The organism is Lysinibacillus sp. NPDC096212 (assembly GCF_044763105.1).
In the GTDB taxonomy this organism is placed as follows: domain Bacteria; phylum Bacillota; class Bacilli; order Bacillales_A; family Planococcaceae; genus Lysinibacillus.
The window spans coordinates 47,511-67,706 of the sequence record NZ_JBIWFQ010000017.1 but is presented as its reverse complement, the minus strand read 5'-3'; the positions used below and the strand labels follow the sequence as shown (position 1 = coordinate 67,706).

Sequence of the window (20,196 nt, the reverse complement as noted above, 5' to 3'; positions counted from 1 at the left end):
AGGAAAGCGATCGGGTTCCTCAAAAAACTGCTCCGGTCCAAGAAGAAAGTAATCGGGTCCCTCAAAGAACTGCTCAGGTCCCTACGAATTCAGCCCTCCACAGAATAAAAGCGGAAACCAACGCAAATCAAAGCAATACCCGCCTAAAACAGATAAAAAATCAAAAAAAAGAATAGCTTGACATCATTCGAAATAGCACAAACATCACAAGTTTTTCTGCATATCATAATGGGGAAAGCGTTTTCTTCAATTAATATAGAAGAAAGGCACTACAACTTAATCAAGTTTGCTGAAAAACACTTACATGAGGCACATTTCGTAACTTGGTTTATTACGACACTAAGTGAGAAGGGCATGAAACTTTGGTTGGCTAATTATCTTGTGATAGTCATGTCCGAAGAGCTTCGGCTGTAGATGTTGTAATAATGACCCACATTTTGCTGTTGAATTGATACATCTTATCTTTATACAAGCAAAATTGTTTATATTGACATCCATATTTATTTTCGAAAAGACGATTTGGCTTGTCATGTCAGATCGAGCATCGAAAAATTCTGTAAATTTGATGATTTCAGCTAGTTCAGACGAATATTTGTACGATTATAGGAATTTTACGAAAAAAATTTGCAAAAACCTTAACTATTTCCTACGAAATCCGTATAATAAATCAAACAGTGTGAAAATTGTCCATTTTCTATCGATTAATTGCGTGAATTTTTTAAATTGTATTGACGTGAGGAACGATAATTTGTACACTGTGTACATTCAATTGTTTTTTGGAGGAATACATTTAATTTAAAAAGTTAGGATTTGATGGTTATGATCGTATGTAAATTTGGTGGAACATCTGTAGCAAGCGCAGAGCAAATTCAAAAAGTAGCAAACATTGTAAAATCTAATCCGGCACGTAAAATCGTAGCCGTTTCTGCACCTGGGAAGCGTTCTGGTGACGATATAAAGGTAACTGATTTATTAATTAACTTAGCAATGGCAGCATTAAAAAATGAAGAGATTGAAGATGAACTGCAAATCGTTGTCAATCGCTTTATGGCGATTGCGGATGGTTTGGAATTAGATCATACAATTTGTGACGTGATCGCTGAAGATTTACGTGAACGCGTACAAGGTGATAAATCCAATGAGGAATTATTTATCGATAGCATCAAAGCGGCAGGGGAAGACAATAACGCGAAGCTAATCGCTGCTTATTTTAATTCAATCGGTATGCCGGCACGTTACGTAAGTCCTAAAGATGGTTTGGTCGTCAATGATTTACCTGAACGCACGTATGCTTTACCAGAGGCTTATGCAAATTTAGCCTCCCTAAAATATACCAAGGAAATTATTGTATTCCCGGGTTTCTTCGGTTACACTAAAGCGGGCATACTGCGTACATTTGACCGCGGTGGCTCTGATATTACAGGCTCGATTTTAGCAGCTGCTGTTGAAGCAGAGCTTTATGAAAACTTTACGGATGTGGACTGTGTGTTCTCCGCGAATCCGAAAGTCGTGAATGATCCAGTAGAAATTAAAGAAATTACGTATCGCGAAATGCGCGAATTATCCTATGCAGGCTTTTCAGTTTTCCATGATGAAGCGTTAATGCCTGTTTACAAGATTGGGGTGCCAGTTAACATAAAAAATACAAATAATCCATCAGCCCCGGGTACTCGTATTGTACCAAGACGCTCTGTAACAGGACGTCCGGTTACAGGTATCTCGGCAGATAGTGGCTTTTCAACTTTATATGTGTCAAAATATTTGATGAATAGGGAAGTAGGCTTTGGCCGTAAGCTTCTACAAATTTTAGAAGATGAAAATATTTCATATGAACACACACCCTCTGGTTTAGACGATATTTCTGTCATTATGCGTTCAAATCAAATAACACTTGATAATGAAGAGAGAATTCTAGCTCGTGTGAAAAATGAGTTGAATGCAGATGATGTGCAAATGCGTCATGGCTTCTCTATGATTGTTATAGTAGGCGAAGGCATGCGTAATAACACGGGTCTAGCGGCACGTGCTGCAACTGCGATTTCAAAAACAGGTGCAAATATAGAGATGATTAATCAAGGCTCATCTGAAGTTAGTCTAGTATTCGGTGTGCTACAAGAATATGAAAATCAAATTTTACAAGCACTATATGGGGAATTTTTTGCACATGTGAGAGTATAAAGGAATAAAGTGTAACTTAATCAGTGGGGGTCTTCATCCCCACTGTAAGGGCAGCTAATGTTCTCCCTAACTTTTTTGCTTTCGCTAAATTTTTAGGTGGGAGTCTTGTACCTGCCGCTACGCTTACGGTACAGATTTGTGTACCTGACGTTTCACTTACGGTACAGATCAATTGCTGCCCGTTAATGTGGTGTAAACGCTAATCCTTAAACTGGATTGGTGTTTTCTTTTTGGCGGGAATACGGTAAAATCAAGGGCGTACATTGATTGGAGGTATTTCTGTTGAAAAAATTATCGATTGGTATGTTGCTATCAATGATTGGCATACTATTTGTTTGTTTAACGATCATGGATATTTTACCATCCTCGACAAAAACGATGAAAATTGTTTATATCGGTATTGGCTGGGTGTTTATCATTGCGGGATCTATTATTCGTTTTAAAACCTTAAAACAAAGGCAATAACGGAATGTCTCAAAATTGAATTGTGATAAAACGTGAATTTGTGATACAATTTCAAAAAAATAAATAATTTGAGTATGATGAAGTTGTGATGCTGTACGCAAATTCAAAAGGTTTATATTTGGGATAGGTTATTAATTAAAGACTAAACAGTACAAATTCTTCTTTGTAAGAATTTGTTTTTTTTTCTTTGAATAGGAGGCGAGATAATGCCAGTACTACGTAAGGAAGATATTCATATTTCCGACCATTATGTTGCCATACAAACAGATTCACCAATGAAGGTCGTATCGTCGGCAGTACATAATCCAGGCTTTGGCTTTTATACACATTTGATGAATCGTTCAGTGCCTTATACGTATGATGAACGCAAACCACAGTTAGAATTACAACGGTTTTTACAGTCTGAGGGTTTTCCGATTGACAATACAGTTGCGATGATGACGGCCGTCTATGCCCGATATGCAACAATTCGTGAGTTTACATATGAAGGAATTCATCTTGTCATAATGATTACGGCAGGTCTTGGTAATGCCGTCGATATTACGCGTGCCTTTCATCGTCAGGAGCAGTATCATGCGGGGACTATTAATACGTGGGTACTGATCAATGGAAGATTGTCGGATGAAGCTTTATTTCAAGCAATGATTTCTACGACAGAGGCTAAGGTCAAAGCACTTATTGATGAGGGGATTACAGATCCTACAACGGGTACACTAGCTACAGGTACTTCAACGGATAGTTTGTTAATTGCTTCAACAGAGGAAGGCGACTACCATCAATATGCTGGACCGATTACGATGCTAGGAAAAGTCATTGGCCATGGAGTTTATGAAACGATGCGTGAGGCCATTCAAAAATATAAAAAAGACAAAGAGGAGAATCCTTTATGATGGCACTGGTAATTGCCTGTATCATTGGGCTTGTTTTTGATTTAATCGTGGGTGATCCTCCTAAAATGCCTCATCCAGTACGCTGGATTGGGAAGCTCATTCAATCTCAAACTGAATTATGGAATAAAGGAAGAATGAGAAAATTCCGTGGCATGGTGATGGCACTAGCTGTAGTAGGAACAACAATGTTTGTTGTGACAGCCATTATGCTACTAAGCTATCAAGTTAGCCCACTATTTGGCATCTTGGTTGAGGGCTTATTAATTGGGATTGGACTAGCACAACGTAGCTTGAAGGAAGCGGCGATGGCTGTCTATGAACCGCTTGTTAAAGGTGATTTTGCTGAAGCTCGTGTGAAGCTTTCTTGGATTGTCGGCCGTGATACGGAGAAACTTGACGAGGATGAGATTGTTCGTGGTGTTGTGGAAACAGTCTCTGAAAATACGAGTGATGGGGTAACCGCTCCATTATTTTATGCCTTTTTATTTGGCGCAATAGGGTTGTGGGGCTATAAGGCCGTCAATACGTTAGACTCTATGATTGGCTATAAAAACGAAAAATATAAAGATTTTGGTATGTTTGCTGCAAAGCTAGATGATGTACTGAATTTTATTCCAAGTCGATTAACAGGTCTACTGATGGTGCTTGGGACGAAAAATGAAACAAACGTATCTCTAGGTAACCGCTTAAAACGTTGGGCACAGGATGCGAAAAAGCATCCAAGTCCAAATAGTGGTTATTTAGAAGCAGCAACAGCTGTTCAATTAGGAGTACAGCTTGGTGGAAAAAATACATATCAGGGTGTCGTTTCTTATCGAGCAATAATGGGCGAGAAATTAGTTCCATTAACAAAAGAGCATATTGCAACGTCTGTAATTCATATGCGCATTGCGACTTTGCTCTTTACGCTTGTTATGTTAGCAGTGGAGGTGTTAATTTTTGCAATTACCTAATCACGGAGCAAATCCGCAAAATGTTTATCATCAGCTAGGACTTAATATGCCCGAAAAGGTGTATGATTTTAGTGAAAATGTTAATTCGGCAGGGCCACCCCCGTTTGTTGAAGCGCGTTGGCGGACATTTTATCCGCTTATTCAACGTTATCCAGATCCGGACGGTGAGCCGTTTTTATCAAAGGTGGCAGCTTTTCATGAAGTTCAGAAAGATTCTATATTATTAGGCAATGGTGCATCCGAGCTTTTTAGTGTTCTAGTGAGACGCTACGCCAATAAGCGTGTTATTATCGTACATCCAACTTTTTCAGAATATGAACGAACATTAACAGCGGCAGGCGCTGAAATTGTGCCGATAATTGTCGAGGATTTTGTCCACTACACATTGACGATGGAGCATCTGAAGAGCGAAATGGCGAACGCAGATGCATTATATATTTGTACACCGAACAATCCGACGGGGGTGCTTCCAAAGAAAGAAGAGCTTCTCGAATTAATCTCCCACGGTGCAAAGGTCAATTGTGAGCTTGTCATTGATGAGGCATTTATTGACTGGGTAGATGAAGCCTGTTCTTTGATCCAATATGTGGCAGAAAATCCTCATTTGATCGTTGTTCGTTCGATGACAAAAATGTATGCGATCCCAGGATTACGCCTAGGCTATTTAGTAGCAAGTCCGGTAGTTGTTACTGAGCTAAAGAATATCCTACCGCATTGGAACTTGAATGCCTTTGCCCTTGTTATAGGTACAGGCTGTTTAGATGAACATGTATATTGTGAGCAAGCTATTGCCTATGCTAAAAATCAACGGGAAGCGCTGCAGAGCTATTTACAAGAAAATGGTTGTCAGGTGACGAATAGTGTAACGAATTATGTATGTTTTGCATTACCGAAAAATCAGCAACCAGATACATTTTTTACATACTGTTTATCAAAGGGCGTCGTGCTACGCCATACAAAAAACTTTATGGGCTTAAATGGTGAATGGTTCCGTATAGGAATTAAAGATATTGTGGCTATGACGTATTTACAGAATTGTTTGCAAGCTTGGTTTAACGCAAATTAGGGGTGACAAAGGTGACGACTTTTTATTTAATAAGACATGGTGAAACGATGTGGAATAAAGAGCAGCGGCTCCAGGGATGGTTAGATTCGCCGTTATCGGAAAAGGGCATTTTACATGCAGAAAAACTTCGAGATCATTTGAAAAATATCTCCTTTACAGCGGCATATAGCAGTTCAAGTGGCCGTGCTAAGGAAACGATGCATATTCTTCTAGGTAATCGGCAGCTTCCAATCTATTATGAGGATAATTTACGGGAGATTTTTTTAGGAGATTGGCAAGGAAAAACAATCGAGGACATTATGACTACGCACTGCCTTGATTATGAATTATATACCGATTATCCTGGACAATTCGTCGCAACCCATACGGAAAGCTTTGGTACGGTAACAGAGCGAGCGATGTTTACGTTAAAGAAAATTGCAGAAAAATATCCCGAGAATAATGTTTTAATTGTGTCCCATGCTGTAACGATTAAATGTATCATTAATGCCATTTTAGGGCGAAGCATCAATCAGCTGTGGGCAGAACCATTTATTCATGGTACAAGTATCACGATTATTGAGAAAGTCGAGCAACAATGGCTCGTGAAAGATATCGGGAACATTCAACATTTACAATAGGAGGCGTAACTATGCCACTGATTTTCATTACAGGGGGAGTACGCAGTGGTAAATCCCACTTTGCTGAAAAAGCGGCTGTTTCTCACTATCAAACAGCGTTTAACCAAGCGCGACGACTTATTTATATTGCTTCTGGAGTAGCGTTGGACCATGAGATGGAGAAGCGAATAGTGCGTCATCAGGCAGATAGACGAGCACAAAATATTGAATGGCTGACGATAGAAGCACCTTATGACATTGCAAATACATTACGTAAACTGACTGATGGAGATGTTGTGTTATGGGACTGTGTTACGACATGGCTGACAAATGCTTTTTACGAGGGTTTTGACACGGGAACTCCCTGTGTGGAAAAACCTGGCTGTTTAGAACAAAAGCTTGATGTTTTAAAAAAGGCGGTAAAGACGTTACTTGAGAAAAGGGTGACGTTTTTTATCGTCTCAAACGAATTATTTGATGAGCCACCTTATTCTAGCGAGGAAGTAGAATTATATCGACAAATGCTTGGAAAATTACATCAATGGTTCGTTTCTATTGCGGATGAGGCATATGAAATAAATTATGGTGTCGTAAAGAAGTGGAAATAATAAATGAAGAAGGTGGCAAGACGATGAAAAATTTCTGGCATAGCATACAACTTGCGTTTCAATTTTTTACAGTTTTGCCAGTACATAAAGAAATTCCTTTAACGAAGGCAACGATTACCGGGATGTTCGCCTTTTTACCATGGATAGGGGCTCTTATGGGCACCGCAGTGGCGGCGGTGATCTATAGTTTAACAGAATGGACGGCAAGCAGTGAGGTTTTGCTTACTTTTGTGATTGTCGGATTATTTGCCTTATTTACAGGTGGTTTACATTTAGATGGTTTTATTGATATGGGAGATGCTTATTTTTCGTATCGAGATCGTGAGAAGCGGCTTGAAATTTTAGATGATCCACGTGTTGGCGCATTTGGAGTGCTGTCCGTGTTATTTCTAGTGCTTGGCAAATTTGTGATACTGCATGAGTTATTCGTGCAGCATAAGTTTGCACTATGGATGCCTGTGTTTATTCCGTTATTAACACGAGTAGGCATGAGCTTTTATTTTATGTCGCTCAAATGCTCAAAGGAAAAGGGGCTTGCCTACTTTTTTAAAACACATATTAAGCCGAGATCACTTATCTGCTTTATGCTTATCACATTAGTTGTGGCGTATAGTAGCTTGTTGTTTGTCATAGGTTTCTCCATTGTTCCATTAGTGTTGATGGCTGTATTAGCGATTGCCTTTTTAGTCTTTCGTCAATTTACAGTGCGCAACTTTGGTGGCGTTTCTGGAGATTTACTCGGTGCATCAATTGAAGGAATGGAGGTTGTATTATGGGTGACGTTGTTATTGTGCACTTAATGAGACATGCTCCAACAAAGGAAAATTTGGAGAAGCGTTATATCGGTTGGACAGATTCTTCATTAGCCGATGCATCTTTGCTGACTATAGTAGATTCAGATGCCACTAAGGTGTATGGTAGTGACTTGCTGCGCTGTAGGGAAACAGCAGCCCATTATTTTCCGAATGCAACATATGTGTCTGATAGGAGATTTCGAGAGTCGAACTTCGGTGAATTTGAAGGGCTCACATATGATGACTTAAAATCAGATAGTCGTTATTGTGCATGGTTAGATGATCCCGTACAGTCACCACCTCCAAAGGGGGAAGGCTTTGATGCCTTTTGTGCGCGTGTCATTGAAGGGTTCACGGCATTACCAAAAGACGAAGATGTTTATCATCTCGTTGTCCATGGTGGAGTTATTCGAGCGCTTCTTGTAGAATTTGCACCGACTGAGCAAACTTTTTGGTCGTATCAATCACCGCATGATAAAATATTTTCTTTAACGTTTACAAGAAAGGCTTGGGAGGAGGGAGCGCGATGCATGTCTTTATCGGAGGCGCCCATAGTGGAAAAACCGACTATGTCATGAACTTGTTCGAAGGTCAAAAAGTGGAGCTAGTAGATGGCAATCTACCTAATGACAGCCCAGCCTGTGATGTACTAGTTATTAAAAACATAGAGAAATGGCTCGTGACACAAGATCTTGAGGAGGATGAACCCCTTGTCAAAACCATTTTGACAAGACTAAAGACTCTTGAAGAAAATTGTGCGGTCTATATAATAGTGACCGATATGGGTCGTGGGGTTGTGCCAATGGAAAAACAGGCACGATTGTTGCGTGATACATGTGGGCGTTTGTACCAGGCATTATTCGCTGAAGCTGAACAAGTCGTACGCATTTGGTACGGTATAGGCGAACAAATCAAATGATATAGTTTTAAAAAAATTTTATTAGGCTTTTCATTTTGGGGATAAGATTTCCAAGGACGTATGCTTTGTAAATAAGTTGATTGGAGTGGAGGTTGGGCGACTCCTTGGGGATTAGCGTCACAGATGAGACCCTGCAGCGCAGCGAAGCGGCTCATCGGACGCCCCCAGGAAAGCGCCCAACCGGAACGGAAATCAACCCCACGCTATTATAAAAAATTTAAAGAAAAGAGGAAATGGGATGGATCGACAAAGATTGATGAAATTGACGCTCACTGCCATGGTTGCGGCAATTTGTGCAGTGGGTGCAGTCATTAAAATTCCAACATTTATTTCAACTGCAGCGCTTGACTCTGCACCTGCATTGTTGAGCGTTGTCTTTTTATCTCCAGTATTAGCTGGGGTTTCGGGAGTCATTGGGCATTTTATCTCAGCCTTAACTACTGGCTTCCCTCTAGGGCCACTACATATTATTATCGCAGTAGAAATGTTTATTGTTGTATGGGTCTTTGGGGTCATGCATAAAAAAGGAATGCATTTCTGGAAATGGCCCGTGGCACTTATTTTAAATGGTGTTGTGGCACCTTTACCATTTTACTTTATCATTAGTCCGGCATTTTACTGGGCGTCACTGACTAGTCTTCCATTGGCAACACTCGTAAATCTGGTGATCGTTGCAATTGTGATGCCAATTCTGTCAAAGGTGTTTGTGCGTAAGGAAGGTCGAGTACATTGAGAAATGCAATAAAAATAGGTGAGCTGTTTGCTACAACAGATAATGCCGCAGCCATTGGCGAAAAACCACAAGATGTTGTGTCTGCTCCAGACAAACTAACGGCATACTTCACGGCGCGTGTTACTTTTTTAGAGCAGCTTGCTGCAAATGCTTTACCAAACCATATTTTACTCGCTAATTTTTCAGGAGATGCTGCATGGTCTCGTTATGTTGCAGGCATTCAGCAGGTTTTTGATGAGGCGGGGCTTAATTGTCCACCGATAGACGGTAGTACAGAGTCCAATATGCCGACTCTACAATCAGGATTATCTATAACGATGCTAGGTGAACAGCAAAAACACACAGCAACTAAGTATGAACAGCTTAGTTGGTACACCTATGGATTACCGCTTGTAGGCAATGAAATCCTTGCTCAGCCTGAAGATGTCGCACAGCTCCAACCTATTTTTCAGGCGTGGAAAGAGGGGATTGTGCAGCAAGTATGGCCAGTTGGATCAAAAGGTCTACAAGCAGAATTTACCCGCCTTTTTAGCGAGCAACAGGTCAAAAGTTCGTTAGATGTTGAGAAATCGGCTGGTCCATGTGCAGTAGTTTTGCTAGGAATACAGCCTGAAAAAGAGCAGCTAGCACAAAAAAAATTTCCTAGAAATTTTGAAAAACTACGTAAAACTGCATTGTAATTGGGCTTGCTTCGAGAAAATGTAGCACTTTATAACTTGCAAGGGGCAAATCGCCTATTGCAACAATAAACACAATATGTTAGATTTGTTTAGGAGTTAAAACACAATATATAGTATTTTGGACGAACGGTACCAATATGGTTTAAAAGGGAATTCGGAAAAAGAGTCATCTTAGGCCGAAGCTGTCCCCGCAACTGTAAGTGCTGACAAATGATGAGTAGGCCACTGTGAAGAACGGGAAGGTGATCATTTGGAGGAAGCATGAGCCAGGAGACCTGCCGATATGTTCAAGACAGCAACACATTCTTCGGGGATTGAGAAGTGGAGGCGAGAGATTTGTTCACTTCTTTGTGCGCTTATCCTTCATTTCCATTTCCGATTTTACTGCGATCACGTAACCGATAGATGTTGCGTGATCGCTTTTTGTGTTGCTGGAGAAGGAAAGGGAGAGAATGTGTACATGACAATTCAAATCGAACAGCAAATGACTAAGCTCAAGAAAAGTTACACGGAGGATGAACTCGAAAGTTTTGTGAGGTTATCGGATCGATGGCTACGAAAAAACGACAATGCCACATTTGAAGCATGGGCAGATGCGATGATTTTACAAACGCTTAGCCTCATTGATGAAGAGGAGCCATACTGGACATTTGTCGCAGCTCAAATTTATTTAGAAAAATTATATGACCAATTTGCGATGCGTCGTGGTGTCTCAGTGAAAGATGTTTATAAGGTTTTCCCAGAACATTTAGCACACTATACAGAAGTTGGTTTGTATCATGAAAGTTTAACAACAAAGTATAGTGAGCAGGAGCTTCAGGAACTCGCTTCTTATTTAGAATCAAGTCGAGATGAGTTGTTTACGTATATAGGTTTAAAAACATTAATGGACCGCTATGTAGTCCGTGATTACACGAAAACACCGGTGGAATTACCGCAGGAACGATGGATGGTCATTGCGATGACTCTGATGCAGGATGAAACAGAAAATCGTTTAGAAAAAGTACGTGAATCTTACTGGGCAATGAGTAATTTATATATGACTGTTGCCACACCAACATTATCAAATGCAGGTAAAACACATGGACAGCTATCAAGTTGCTTTATCGATACAGTAGATGATAGTTTACAAAGCATTTATGACACGAATACAGATGTCGCAACATTATCGAAGTACGGCGGTGGTATTGGTGTTTATATGGGTAAAATTCGTAGCCGAGGCTCATCTATTAAAGGCTTTAAAGGTGCATCAAGTGGTGTTTTACCATGGATTAAACAACTTAATAATACGGCGGTTTCAGTCGATCAGCTTGGTCAACGACAAGGCGCTATTGCTGTCTATTTAGATGTTTGGCATAAAGACGTCTTTACGTTTTTAGATTTACGCTTAAACAATGGGGATGAGCGTTTGCGTGCTCATGATATTTTCACAGGGCTATGCTTACCGGATTTATTTATGGAAACGGTAGAAGAGCGCGGGGAATGGCATTTATTTGACCCACATGAAGTGCGAGAAGTTATGGGCTTTTCACTAGAGGATTTCTATGATGAGAAAAAGGGTGACGGCTCTTTCCGTACTAAATATGAGGAATGTATCGCCAATCCATTGTTAAGTCGTGAAGTTGTACCAGCCATTGATATTATGAAGCGTATTATGCGCTCTCAGCTTGAAACAGGCGTGCCGTTTATGTTCTATCGAGATGAAGTCAATCGCATGAATCCGAATAAGCATGAAGGGATGGTTTACAGCTCGAACCTGTGTACAGAAATATTCCAAAATATGTCAGCTACTGAATTTGAGTCTATTACCCTTGAAGATGATGTCATCGTAACACGTCGCAAGCCTGGAGATTTCGTTGTATGTAACTTATCGTCTATCAATTTAGGTAGAGCAGTACCGGCTGGTGTTCTAGAACGATTAATCCCAGTTCAAGTACGTATGTTAGATAACGTTATTGCTTTAAATACAATTCCAGTAAAACAAGCAGAACGTACGAACCTACGCTACCGTGGTATTGGACTTGGAACGTTTGGCTGGCACCATTTATTAGCTTTGAAAGAAATTCAATGGGAGTCTGAGGAAGCTGTAGAGTTTGCGGACAAGCTATATGAAGAAATTGCATATTTAACGATTCGTGCTTCTAACGATTTGGCATGTGAAAAAGGAGCTTACCCATTATTTGAAGGCTCAGATTGGCATACGGGTGCGTATTTTGACAAACGTGGCTATGACAGTCATAAATGGAATGCATTACGCGCCGCGGTTGCTGAGAAAGGTATGCGTAACGGCTATGTAATGGCAGTTGCACCGAACTCATCAACATCTATTTTAGCAGGCAGTACGGCTACGATTGATCCGATCTTCCAAAAGAGTTATTCAGAAGAGAAGAAGGATTACAAAATTCCAGTAACAGTACCTGATCTATCACCTGTGACAACTTGGTATTATAAATCTGCTTATTTCATCGATCAAAATTGGACAATCAAGCAAAATGCTGCACGAGCACGTCATATCGACCAAGGCATTTCACTTAATTTATACGTTCAAAATACGATTAAGGCGAAAGATTTACTAGCATTGCATATGAATGCTTGGGCGAGCGGTGTAAAAACGACTTATTATGTGCGCTCAACATCTGTAGAATTGCTAGAATGTGAGTCTTGCGCGAGCTAGGAGGAAATAACAATGACAACTATTACAAAACGACAAATTATGGATAAAGATGCACCGAACCGTTCAACAGGAATTGTCAACGGACGTTCTTCTAACATTTTGAACTGGGATGATGTGCGTTTTAGCTGGGCATATCCTAAGTATAAAAAAATGCTAGGGAACTTCTGGACACCGTTTGAAATTAATATGAGCAATGATGTCAAACAGTTTCCACAGCTATCAGCAGATGAACAGGAATCCTTTTTAAAAATCATTGGCTTGCTAGCACTATTAGATAGTGTACAAACCGATTTTGCGGGGAAAGTAGCGGATTATTTAACAGATTCAAGTTTAAATGCACTAATGATTATTTTAGCGCAACAAGAGGTAATCCATAATCACTCTTATTCCTACGTGCTATCAAGTATTGTCAACAAAGACGAGCAGGATCGTACATTTGATTTTTGGCGTACAGAGCCAGTGCTAGAGCGACGTAATGATTTCGTTATTAAGGGCTACCAAGCATTTTCCGAGGAGCCATCTGTTGAAAATATGCTAGAAGCGATTGTTTATGATGTGATTTTAGAAGGTTTATTCTTCTATTCTGGCTTTGCGTTCTTCTATCATTTAGCACGCAATCAAAAAATGGTGGCCTCGTCAACGATGATTAATTATATTAATCGCGATGAACAGCTACATGTCGATTTATTTGTGAAAATTTATCAGGAGCTATTAGAGGAATATCCTGAATACGATACACCTGAACGAGCAGCTCGTGTACAGGAAATCTTCCGTGAAGCCGTTCAACTAGAAATCGATTGGGCCAATGAAGTGATTGGCGATAAAATTGCTGGCCTCGATGTGGAAGATGTGCATGATTATGTACATTTCTATGCTAATGTACGCTGTAATCAGCTTGGCGTAGAGCGTCCATTTGAAGGCTATCGCAAAAATCCATTAAAGTGGGTTAAAGCGTATGAGGATGTTGATTTAGGGAAGACAGATTTCTTCGAGCAACGTTCTCGCCAGTATGTAAAGGTTAATGTAGAAGATAACGGCTTTGATGATTTGTAATGCCAAGTCCACCTCCATGTTGAAAAAACATGGAGGTGGATTTTTTTGTGAGAATAGGGGGACGCTTAAGTAAAAGAAAAAAATTGCTCAGGTTAAACAAATGGGTTCGGGGGACAAAAACAATAGAAATCGCACGAAATGTGCTCATGTTAGCCGTTATTATTTACCACCGTCATTGAGAAAAAGGCTACATACCCCAAAATCGCAAGGACTTGTAAAATAATCCCTATTATACTGCAAATTAAACCTGCAGTTGCTAATCCTCTACCATTTTCATTAGTTGTATTAATTTCTTTTACAGCTTTATTTGAAAAAACTATTCCGATGATGCCTAAGATAAAGCCAATAAAAGGTATAAACAATGATAGAATTCCAAGCGTTAAAGAAATTACAGAATTATTGTTTGTTTGATTTTTTTCAGACATTCGCTATCCGCCCTCTTTTAAGAATTTAAGCATTTTTTATTTATCGTTAATATGATCGTACTAAACTATTTCGCACTAAAAATCGATCATTAAATGTTATCGGTACACCTTTCCCATCCTTTTCGGCGTGAATATGTAAATGTGGTTCGCTTGTATTACCCGAGTTTCCTACTTTTCCAAGTATTTGGCCCGTTGTTACTTTATCGCCTTGTGCCACCACTACGCTGCCTTTTTTCATATGAGCTAATAAAACAGTAGCATCATGGTTCTCACATGAAAGAGTGACATGATTCCCCTCAGGATTTTCGGGATTAGATTTCGGAGGAGTGAGGTCAGGTAAATCATTTTGTATGTTGACTACTTTTCCGTTACAAGGACTATATAAATCATCTGCGAATATTTGATATTTATCTAATTGTTCTGGATATAGTCCACTTGCACGGGTTCCGAGCGTATTTAATTTTAAAATGTCTAAAGCATATTTTTGACCTGGATAGGCTTGATGATAGTTCATTAACACCTGATTGCCACCCTGTCCGACATAATAGGTGCCATCCTTAAGTGGGAAAGATAACTCAATTCCTTTTTCGGTTACTGTATAGCTTTTCACGACCAAAGCATTATAAGTACCAAAAACCAAAATGAGGACAATATAAATACCAATTGAAAACTTTTGAGATAGCGTATATTTTGTGGTAAACGGTAAATTTCTTACCCTTTTCCAAGAAAAAATGAAAGTGACAATCAAGAGAGCCAACCAAAGAAAGCGAACATAATATCCGACCCAACTCCAGTTTCCTGCTTGAAATAACCAAACGATTAGTGTTGCCGTCACCAATGAGTCCAACAACCATTCCAGTTTACTTTTAAAAGCAGCTTTCCATAGCGAAATAATAAAGCTGGCAGGTAATACGATTAGCATACCAATGGAATAAAAGATTGGAAGCACTATTTCTCATCCCCCTTTAGATGCTTTAATAGAATCTCTTACATCATTGGTAATATTTACATCATTCTAATTTTCATTTTAACATAGTGATAATAATTAAAGAACCTTTATCCGAGAGTTCAGCGTTCTTACATGAAAAAAGCCATATTCGCGTGATTCATGCTAACATGGCTTTTCTCTAGTTATTCAAAAAAATCGTCTTCGAAAAATGGTTGAATACCAGCTTCCTTTAAAAAGTATTTGTATTCAGTAGGGACGTCTAAAAGTGATTTATTGGGAAGTAATACTTCATCTCTCAATCGTTGGACGAGATGAGCATCTAATTCTGGAAACCATTGTTCATATGGTACTTTTCTTTCTTCTTCAATAGAAATAAAAAACCTAATCATATAGTTAAACATCACAGGGAAATCTTGTTTAATTTGTTGATGATGAGCAACGAAGGCTTCAATGTAATTATTCAATTCATGAAGCGGTTCATTTGGATTATATCCACCTAAATATTTTCGGTCGTGCTGTGGAATAAAGGTAAAACCACTGAGAGCATGCCATGCACCGAGCATTACTGTAAAAGCGGTAAGGGCACATCTCCGTGTTTCTAAATCTCGATCATTAAAAAAGCGATAATATTCATCATACTCAAAACCTCTACTAGTATAAAAACCTCCAATACCAAAACCTTTAAGACCCTCTGTTACTTTTTCTACAATAGATTTTGTAGAAGGCTGTAATTGCTGATTTTTATCAAGTGTGATAATTTCATCGCTACTAGAATCTAATCGATGACCTAAATAAGTAATTGTTCGATAGTACGTTAATATATCTTGATCAGTTGTCGTATAAGCGATGTTGCTAATTAAGAAACCCATTGCTTCAGCATGCTCTCCTAAGTTATATAATGACATCGCGTAAAATATTTTCATTTGTTCTTTTTTAGGAAATTTACTCAACGCTTCTAAGTATAGCTTTTTCGCCTCTACAAAGCGTTCGTGTGTTCGATAAATGCAGCCTAATTTGATAAATGCGTCCTCTAGTTCATCATCTGCTAAGCCTAATTCAATCGCCTTCTCATAAAATGGCATTGCCTTTGTTTCTTCAGCTAAAATATCAAAGCTTCGTGCACATTGAAAGTGGAGGGAAGGATTGAGAGGATTATTTGATAATAATGTCAAAAACATTTCTTTCGATTCTTGTAGTTTTCCTTGGCTTCGTAGTTGTAATGCTCTATGTATTGTGTTTTCCATGATTCATCCTCGTTTCTGCTTTGATTTAAGTGCTCATACCAAAAATTTATTGCAGTGGGAAACTGGACGCCCTCAGGAAAGCGCTCAGTCGGAACAGAATTCAGCCTTAAGTTATGATGATGAGCCAATTAATTACCTATAATTATTATACTGGAAAAATAGGATAAAACATCCTTTTATTTAAGCTAGAAGTTCATTTACATGATTAAACGTGTCCCGAATATTACGAAACACGAAAAAATTAATTACCATTTGAGAATGATTTTCAGTTATAATTAAGAGCGGATGTGAAAGAAAAGAACGGAGACGAAAGAATGCAGGCAATTAAACAGTTAGGAGGGTTTTTAGGGCCCTATAAATTTTTTACCTTGATTGCGCCATTATTAATGGTACTAGAGGTAACGATGGATTTACTTCAGCCGACTATTATGCAGCATATGATTGATACGGGTATTGCTAATGGCGACAATCCATATGTGTTAAAAATGTTCGTCTGGATGCTAATGAGTGCAGTGTTTGGACTTGTTGGTGGGATTGGCTGCTCCTATTATAGTTCGAAGGCAGCGATCCATTTTGCATCGGATGTTCGTCAGTCACTGTATGAAAAAATGATGACGTATTCGGCAAAGGAACGTGACGCTTTTACAACAGGGAAGCTTATTACGATTTTAACGAATGATGTGGAAAGTGTTCAGCGTGCGTTTATGATGACATTGCGTATTTTTGTACGTGGTCCTCTATTATTTATTGGAGCGGTCATTATTGTTTTTGTGACGGCACGTGAGCTATTTTCGATCCTACTTATTATTGTGCCGATATTGATTATTGCGATGTACTTTTTCACAAAGTACTCAGGTGTCCTATACCGTAGAGTGCAGGAGGCAATTGATGGTGTTAATACGAAGCTTCAGGAAAATTTAGCGGGGCTTCGTGTTGTGAAGGCGTTCCGTCGTGAAACGCAACAAATTGAACAATTTAGTGAGCTTAATGATACGCTGACGAAGCGCTTTATTACAGCCGAGCAAATTGTTGGCGTACTTGTGCCGTTTACGATGTTCGTTGTTAATCTAGGAATTGTAGCAGCGCTTTGGCTTGGGGCAATTAAAGTAGAAGCCGGTACATTACAAGTTGGGGTCATTCTAGCTTTTATTAATTATTTAACGATTATACTTAATGGTTTGATGACTTCTAGCATGGTGCTAATGCAAATTGCACGTGCTATTCCTTCAGGGGAGCGTATCGTAGACGTCTTAAATAAAGAAGTAGCGGTTAAGGAAGCGGAAAATCCACTTACATCGCCAATTCAAGGGGCGATTGACTTTCAAAATGTGAGCTATCGTTATTATGAATCGGCTGAGGATGTGCTAAAAAATATTACATTTTCCGTAAAGCCGGGGCAAACGGTGGGTCTGATCGGAAAAACAGGTAGTGGAAAATCAACGCTAGTGAAGTTATTACCACGTTTATTTGATCCAACAAGTGGAGAAATACACTTGGATGGAAAGCCTCTAAAGGATTATGCATTATCCACTTTACGCAAACATATCGGCTTTACCTCTCAAAAAGCATTACTGTTCTCAGGTGCAATTGACAATAATATCCGTCTTGGCAAAGAGGATGCAACGTCAGAGGAAATTCAGCAAGCTCTAGATGCAGCATGTGCCACTGAATTTGTGGACCGGCTGGATAAAGGCTTAGCATATGAACTTTCACAGGGGGCAACCAATCTCTCTGGCGGTCAAAAGCAGCGATTGGCGTTAACGCGTGCACTCGTCAGACAACCTGCCATTTTAGTGCTGGATGATACAACATCTGCTCTTGATAGCTCCTCTGAAAAACATGTCCAGCAAGCCATAAGCAATGAATATCAAGACACAACGACGTTTATCGTAGCGTCTAAAATTGCTTCTATTCAACAGGCGGACCTGATTCTAGTAGTAGAGGACGGCGAAATTGTTGGTCAAGGTACACATCAACAGTTATTGCAGAATAACAAACCTTACCAAGCAATTTACGCTTCACAGCAAAAGGCTGGTGTACAACAATGAGTAAAAGTCAACCAAAGCAAATGAATTTCGGACGTGGTCCACGTATGGCTGGGCCAGCTGAGAAGGCTGAAAATCAAAAAGCAACGATTAATCGTGTGTGGCAATATGTGAAGCAACAAAAAATAGGCCTTTATTTTTCTATCTTTTTTGTAGTAGCTTCTACATTTTTAAGCTTAGCAGGGCCGTACTTAATTGGACATATCGTTGATGAATATATTATGAAAAAGGACATTGCTGGTACGATTCGTCTAGGTGTTGTGCTAGCAGTTATCTATACTGCAGCGTCTATTTTTACTTGGCTACAAACATATGTCATGATTCATGTGGCGATGAAAACTATTCGAACATTGCGACTGGAACTATTTAAAAAGCTACAAACATTAACACTGAGATTTTTCGATCAGCGAGCGCTCGGTGATTTAATGAGCCGTGTAACGAATGATATTGATAATTTAAATACGGCACTTGCACAAAGTGTGACACAAATCGTATCGTCGGTCCTAACGGTAATCGGTGTTAGTATTGCTATGTTCTCGCTTAGCTGGCAGCTAGCAATCGTGACGCTGATCATTATTCCACTCATAGTTTTTACGACGAAGCAAATTGTCAAACGTAGTAGTAAAAACTATGCGGCACGTCAACGTGATTTAGGGAAGCTGAACGGTACTATTGAGGAGATGATTACGGGGGCGGAGGTTGTGACACTTTTTGGAACAGAACAACAAACGATTGAGACGTTCCATAAACAGAATGAAAATCTCCGTAACTCGGCACAGCGAGCAGAAATTACTTCTGGTCTACTCGGGCCTATTAATAACTTTATGAATAACTTAGGTTTAGCTGTTGTTATTGGTACAGGAGCATTTTTATCGGTAAAAGGAATCGTTTCAATTGGGGTTATCGCCGCATTTGTCACGTATACACGTCAATTTTTCCGTCCGCTGAATCAGCTATCTAACCTTTTGAATACATTCCAGTCAGCGATTGCTGGGGCCGAACGAGTCTTCGAAATTTTAGATGAACCTTCGGAAGTAGCTGATAAAAAGCATGCCATTGATTGTCAAAGTTTAAAAGGGGACGTGTCATTTCAACATGTATCCTTCAGCTATGTACCAGAGAAGCCAGTACTGAAAAATATTAGCTTCCATGCCAAGGCTGGTGAAACTATTGCACTTGTTGGCCCAACCGGATCAGGGAAAACAACGATAATCAATTTGTTAACTCGTTTTTATGATGTCGATGCAGGTGAAATTTTGATTGATGGTCATAACATTGAGGATTTTAAAATGGCAACGATCCGTCAACGAGTGGGTGTTGTATTGCAGGATACGTATTTATTTTCCGGAACGATTCGTGAAAATATTCGTTTCGGTAAACTAGATGCTACAGATGAAGAGGTGGAAGAAGCGGCGAAAATCGCGAATGCCCATAACTTCATTAAATATTTACCAGCTCAATACGATACACCTGTACAGGCAGGTGGGGCGAACTTAAGTCAAGGTCAACGACAATTATTGGCTATTGCCCGGGAAATTTTAGAAAATTCGGATATTTTGATTTTAGATGAAGCTACATCCAGTGTGGATACGCAAACAGAGGTCGATATTCAAAAAGGTCTCCAGCATTTAATGCAGGGGCGCACAAGCTTTGTTATTGCGCACCGTCTAAAAACAATCGAAAATGCTGACCAAATTCTTGTTATTCAACAAGGTGAAATTGTTGAGCAGGGCAATCACGAGCAGCTCATGAAAAAACAAGGCATTTATAGTAATCTCCAACAAAAACTTTTGCTGGAGCAAGTGGAATAATAATATAGAAGGCTGTCTATTAAGTAAGCTTAATAGACAGCTTTTTATTTTCTGCAAAAAATTTATGGGAAATTTATTTTTATTGTTTATCCTTTTCATTATCAACTGAG

19 protein-coding genes and 1 riboswitch are annotated in these 20,196 nt (G+C 39.4%); of the genes, 16 read left to right on the top strand and 3 right to left on the bottom strand.

The annotated features are described in order from the left end of the window. Positions 1–819: 819 nt before the first annotated feature. From ACIQ7T_RS16780 to ACIQ7T_RS16715, 14 genes are all read left to right on the top strand, one after another. Positions 820–2,178 carry an aspartate kinase gene (locus ACIQ7T_RS16780; protein ID WP_370078556.1) on the top strand — a complete coding sequence of 453 codons (1,359 nt, stop codon included), beginning with the start codon at positions 820–822 and terminating at the stop codon, positions 2,176–2,178. Positions 2,179–2,460: 282 nt separating this feature from the next. Continuing rightward, positions 2,461–2,643, top strand: coding sequence for a hypothetical protein (locus tag ACIQ7T_RS16775; RefSeq protein WP_132358490.1), 183 nt, complete (start codon positions 2,461–2,463; stop codon positions 2,641–2,643). Between the two features lie 206 nt (positions 2,644–2,849). Further along, positions 2,850–3,533 (top strand): adenosylcobinamide amidohydrolase, encoded by a 684-nt coding sequence (locus ACIQ7T_RS16770; protein WP_370078558.1) that lies wholly within the window; start codon positions 2,850–2,852, stop codon positions 3,531–3,533. Then, a complete protein-coding gene (gene cbiB / locus ACIQ7T_RS16765; RefSeq protein ID WP_370078560.1) occupies positions 3,530–4,486 on the top strand; it encodes an adenosylcobinamide-phosphate synthase CbiB in 957 nt (318 codons plus the stop codon). Before ACIQ7T_RS16770 ends, cbiB begins: the two co-directional genes overlap by 4 nt. Further along, the gene (locus tag ACIQ7T_RS16760; RefSeq protein WP_402871811.1) at positions 4,473–5,552 is read left to right on the top strand and encodes a pyridoxal phosphate-dependent aminotransferase; all 1,080 of its coding nucleotides are present in this window, start codon (positions 4,473–4,475) and stop codon (positions 5,550–5,552) included. Before cbiB ends, ACIQ7T_RS16760 begins: the two co-directional genes overlap by 14 nt. An 11-nt stretch (positions 5,553–5,563) precedes the next feature. Continuing rightward, entirely contained in the window at positions 5,564–6,172 is a 609-nt protein-coding gene (locus ACIQ7T_RS16755; RefSeq protein ID WP_402871808.1) for a histidine phosphatase family protein, read from the top strand. An 11-nt stretch (positions 6,173–6,183) separates the two neighbouring features. Further along, complete coding sequence (locus ACIQ7T_RS16750; RefSeq protein WP_370078566.1) at positions 6,184–6,759, top strand: bifunctional adenosylcobinamide kinase/adenosylcobinamide-phosphate guanylyltransferase; 576 nt, start codon at positions 6,184–6,186, stop codon at positions 6,757–6,759. Then, positions 6,750–7,559 carry an adenosylcobinamide-GDP ribazoletransferase gene (gene cobS, locus ACIQ7T_RS16745; protein WP_402871804.1) on the top strand — a complete coding sequence of 270 codons (810 nt, stop codon included), beginning with the start codon at positions 6,750–6,752 and terminating at the stop codon, positions 7,557–7,559. Before ACIQ7T_RS16750 ends, cobS begins: the two co-directional genes overlap by 10 nt. Further along, positions 7,532–8,131, top strand: coding sequence for a histidine phosphatase family protein (locus ACIQ7T_RS16740; RefSeq protein WP_402871801.1), 600 nt, complete (start codon positions 7,532–7,534; stop codon positions 8,129–8,131). Before cobS ends, ACIQ7T_RS16740 begins: the two co-directional genes overlap by 28 nt. Further along, positions 8,080–8,472 (top strand): bifunctional adenosylcobinamide kinase/adenosylcobinamide-phosphate guanylyltransferase, encoded by a 393-nt coding sequence (locus ACIQ7T_RS16735; protein WP_402871798.1) that lies wholly within the window; start codon positions 8,080–8,082, stop codon positions 8,470–8,472. Before ACIQ7T_RS16740 ends, ACIQ7T_RS16735 begins: the two co-directional genes overlap by 52 nt. Positions 8,473–8,710: 238 nt before the next feature. Continuing rightward, the gene (locus ACIQ7T_RS16730; RefSeq protein WP_402871795.1) at positions 8,711–9,205 is read left to right on the top strand and encodes an ECF transporter S component; all 495 of its coding nucleotides are present in this window, start codon (positions 8,711–8,713) and stop codon (positions 9,203–9,205) included. Then, complete coding sequence (locus ACIQ7T_RS16725) at positions 9,202–9,885, top strand: hypothetical protein (protein ID WP_370078576.1); 684 nt, start codon at positions 9,202–9,204, stop codon at positions 9,883–9,885. Before ACIQ7T_RS16730 ends, ACIQ7T_RS16725 begins: the two co-directional genes overlap by 4 nt. Positions 9,886–9,995: 110 nt before the next feature. Beyond that, positions 9,996–10,183, top strand: a riboswitch (cobalamin riboswitch). 162 nt (positions 10,184–10,345) lie between these two features. Continuing rightward, positions 10,346–12,559 carry a ribonucleoside-diphosphate reductase subunit alpha gene (locus tag ACIQ7T_RS16720; RefSeq protein WP_402871792.1) on the top strand — a complete coding sequence of 738 codons (2,214 nt, stop codon included), beginning with the start codon at positions 10,346–10,348 and terminating at the stop codon, positions 12,557–12,559. A gap of 12 nt (positions 12,560–12,571) precedes the next feature. Then, positions 12,572–13,612, top strand: coding sequence for a ribonucleotide-diphosphate reductase subunit beta (locus ACIQ7T_RS16715; protein ID WP_370078580.1), 1,041 nt, complete (start codon positions 12,572–12,574; stop codon positions 13,610–13,612). Between the two features lie 149 nt (positions 13,613–13,761). Here ACIQ7T_RS16715 and ACIQ7T_RS16710 read toward each other — a convergent pair whose 3' ends face one another. The 3 genes from ACIQ7T_RS16710 to ACIQ7T_RS16700 form a co-directional block, all read right to left on the bottom strand. Then, positions 13,762–14,037 (bottom strand): DUF4190 domain-containing protein, encoded by a 276-nt coding sequence (locus ACIQ7T_RS16710; protein ID WP_402871789.1) that lies wholly within the window; start codon positions 14,035–14,037, stop codon positions 13,762–13,764. Positions 14,038–14,083: 46 nt separating this feature from the next. Further along, positions 14,084–14,986, bottom strand: coding sequence for a M23 family metallopeptidase (locus ACIQ7T_RS16705; protein WP_370078584.1), 903 nt, complete (start codon positions 14,984–14,986; stop codon positions 14,084–14,086). Positions 14,987–15,168: 182 nt separating this feature from the next. Next, on the bottom strand, positions 15,169–16,230 hold the full coding sequence (locus tag ACIQ7T_RS16700) for a tetratricopeptide repeat protein (RefSeq protein WP_370078586.1): 1,062 nt from the start codon (positions 16,228–16,230) through the stop codon (positions 15,169–15,171). A gap of 314 nt (positions 16,231–16,544) precedes the next feature. Here ACIQ7T_RS16700 and ACIQ7T_RS16695 point away from each other — a divergent pair, with 314 nt between their 5' ends. Both ACIQ7T_RS16695 and ACIQ7T_RS16690 read left to right on the top strand, forming a co-directional pair. Then, positions 16,545–18,278, top strand: a complete 1,734-nt coding sequence (locus tag ACIQ7T_RS16695; protein WP_402871785.1) for an ABC transporter ATP-binding protein — start codon at positions 16,545–16,547, stop codon at positions 18,276–18,278. Next, the gene (locus ACIQ7T_RS16690) at positions 18,275–20,086 is read left to right on the top strand and encodes an ABC transporter ATP-binding protein (RefSeq protein WP_402871782.1); all 1,812 of its coding nucleotides are present in this window, start codon (positions 18,275–18,277) and stop codon (positions 20,084–20,086) included. Before ACIQ7T_RS16695 ends, ACIQ7T_RS16690 begins: the two co-directional genes overlap by 4 nt. The last annotated feature ends 110 nt before the right edge of the window (positions 20,087–20,196 follow it).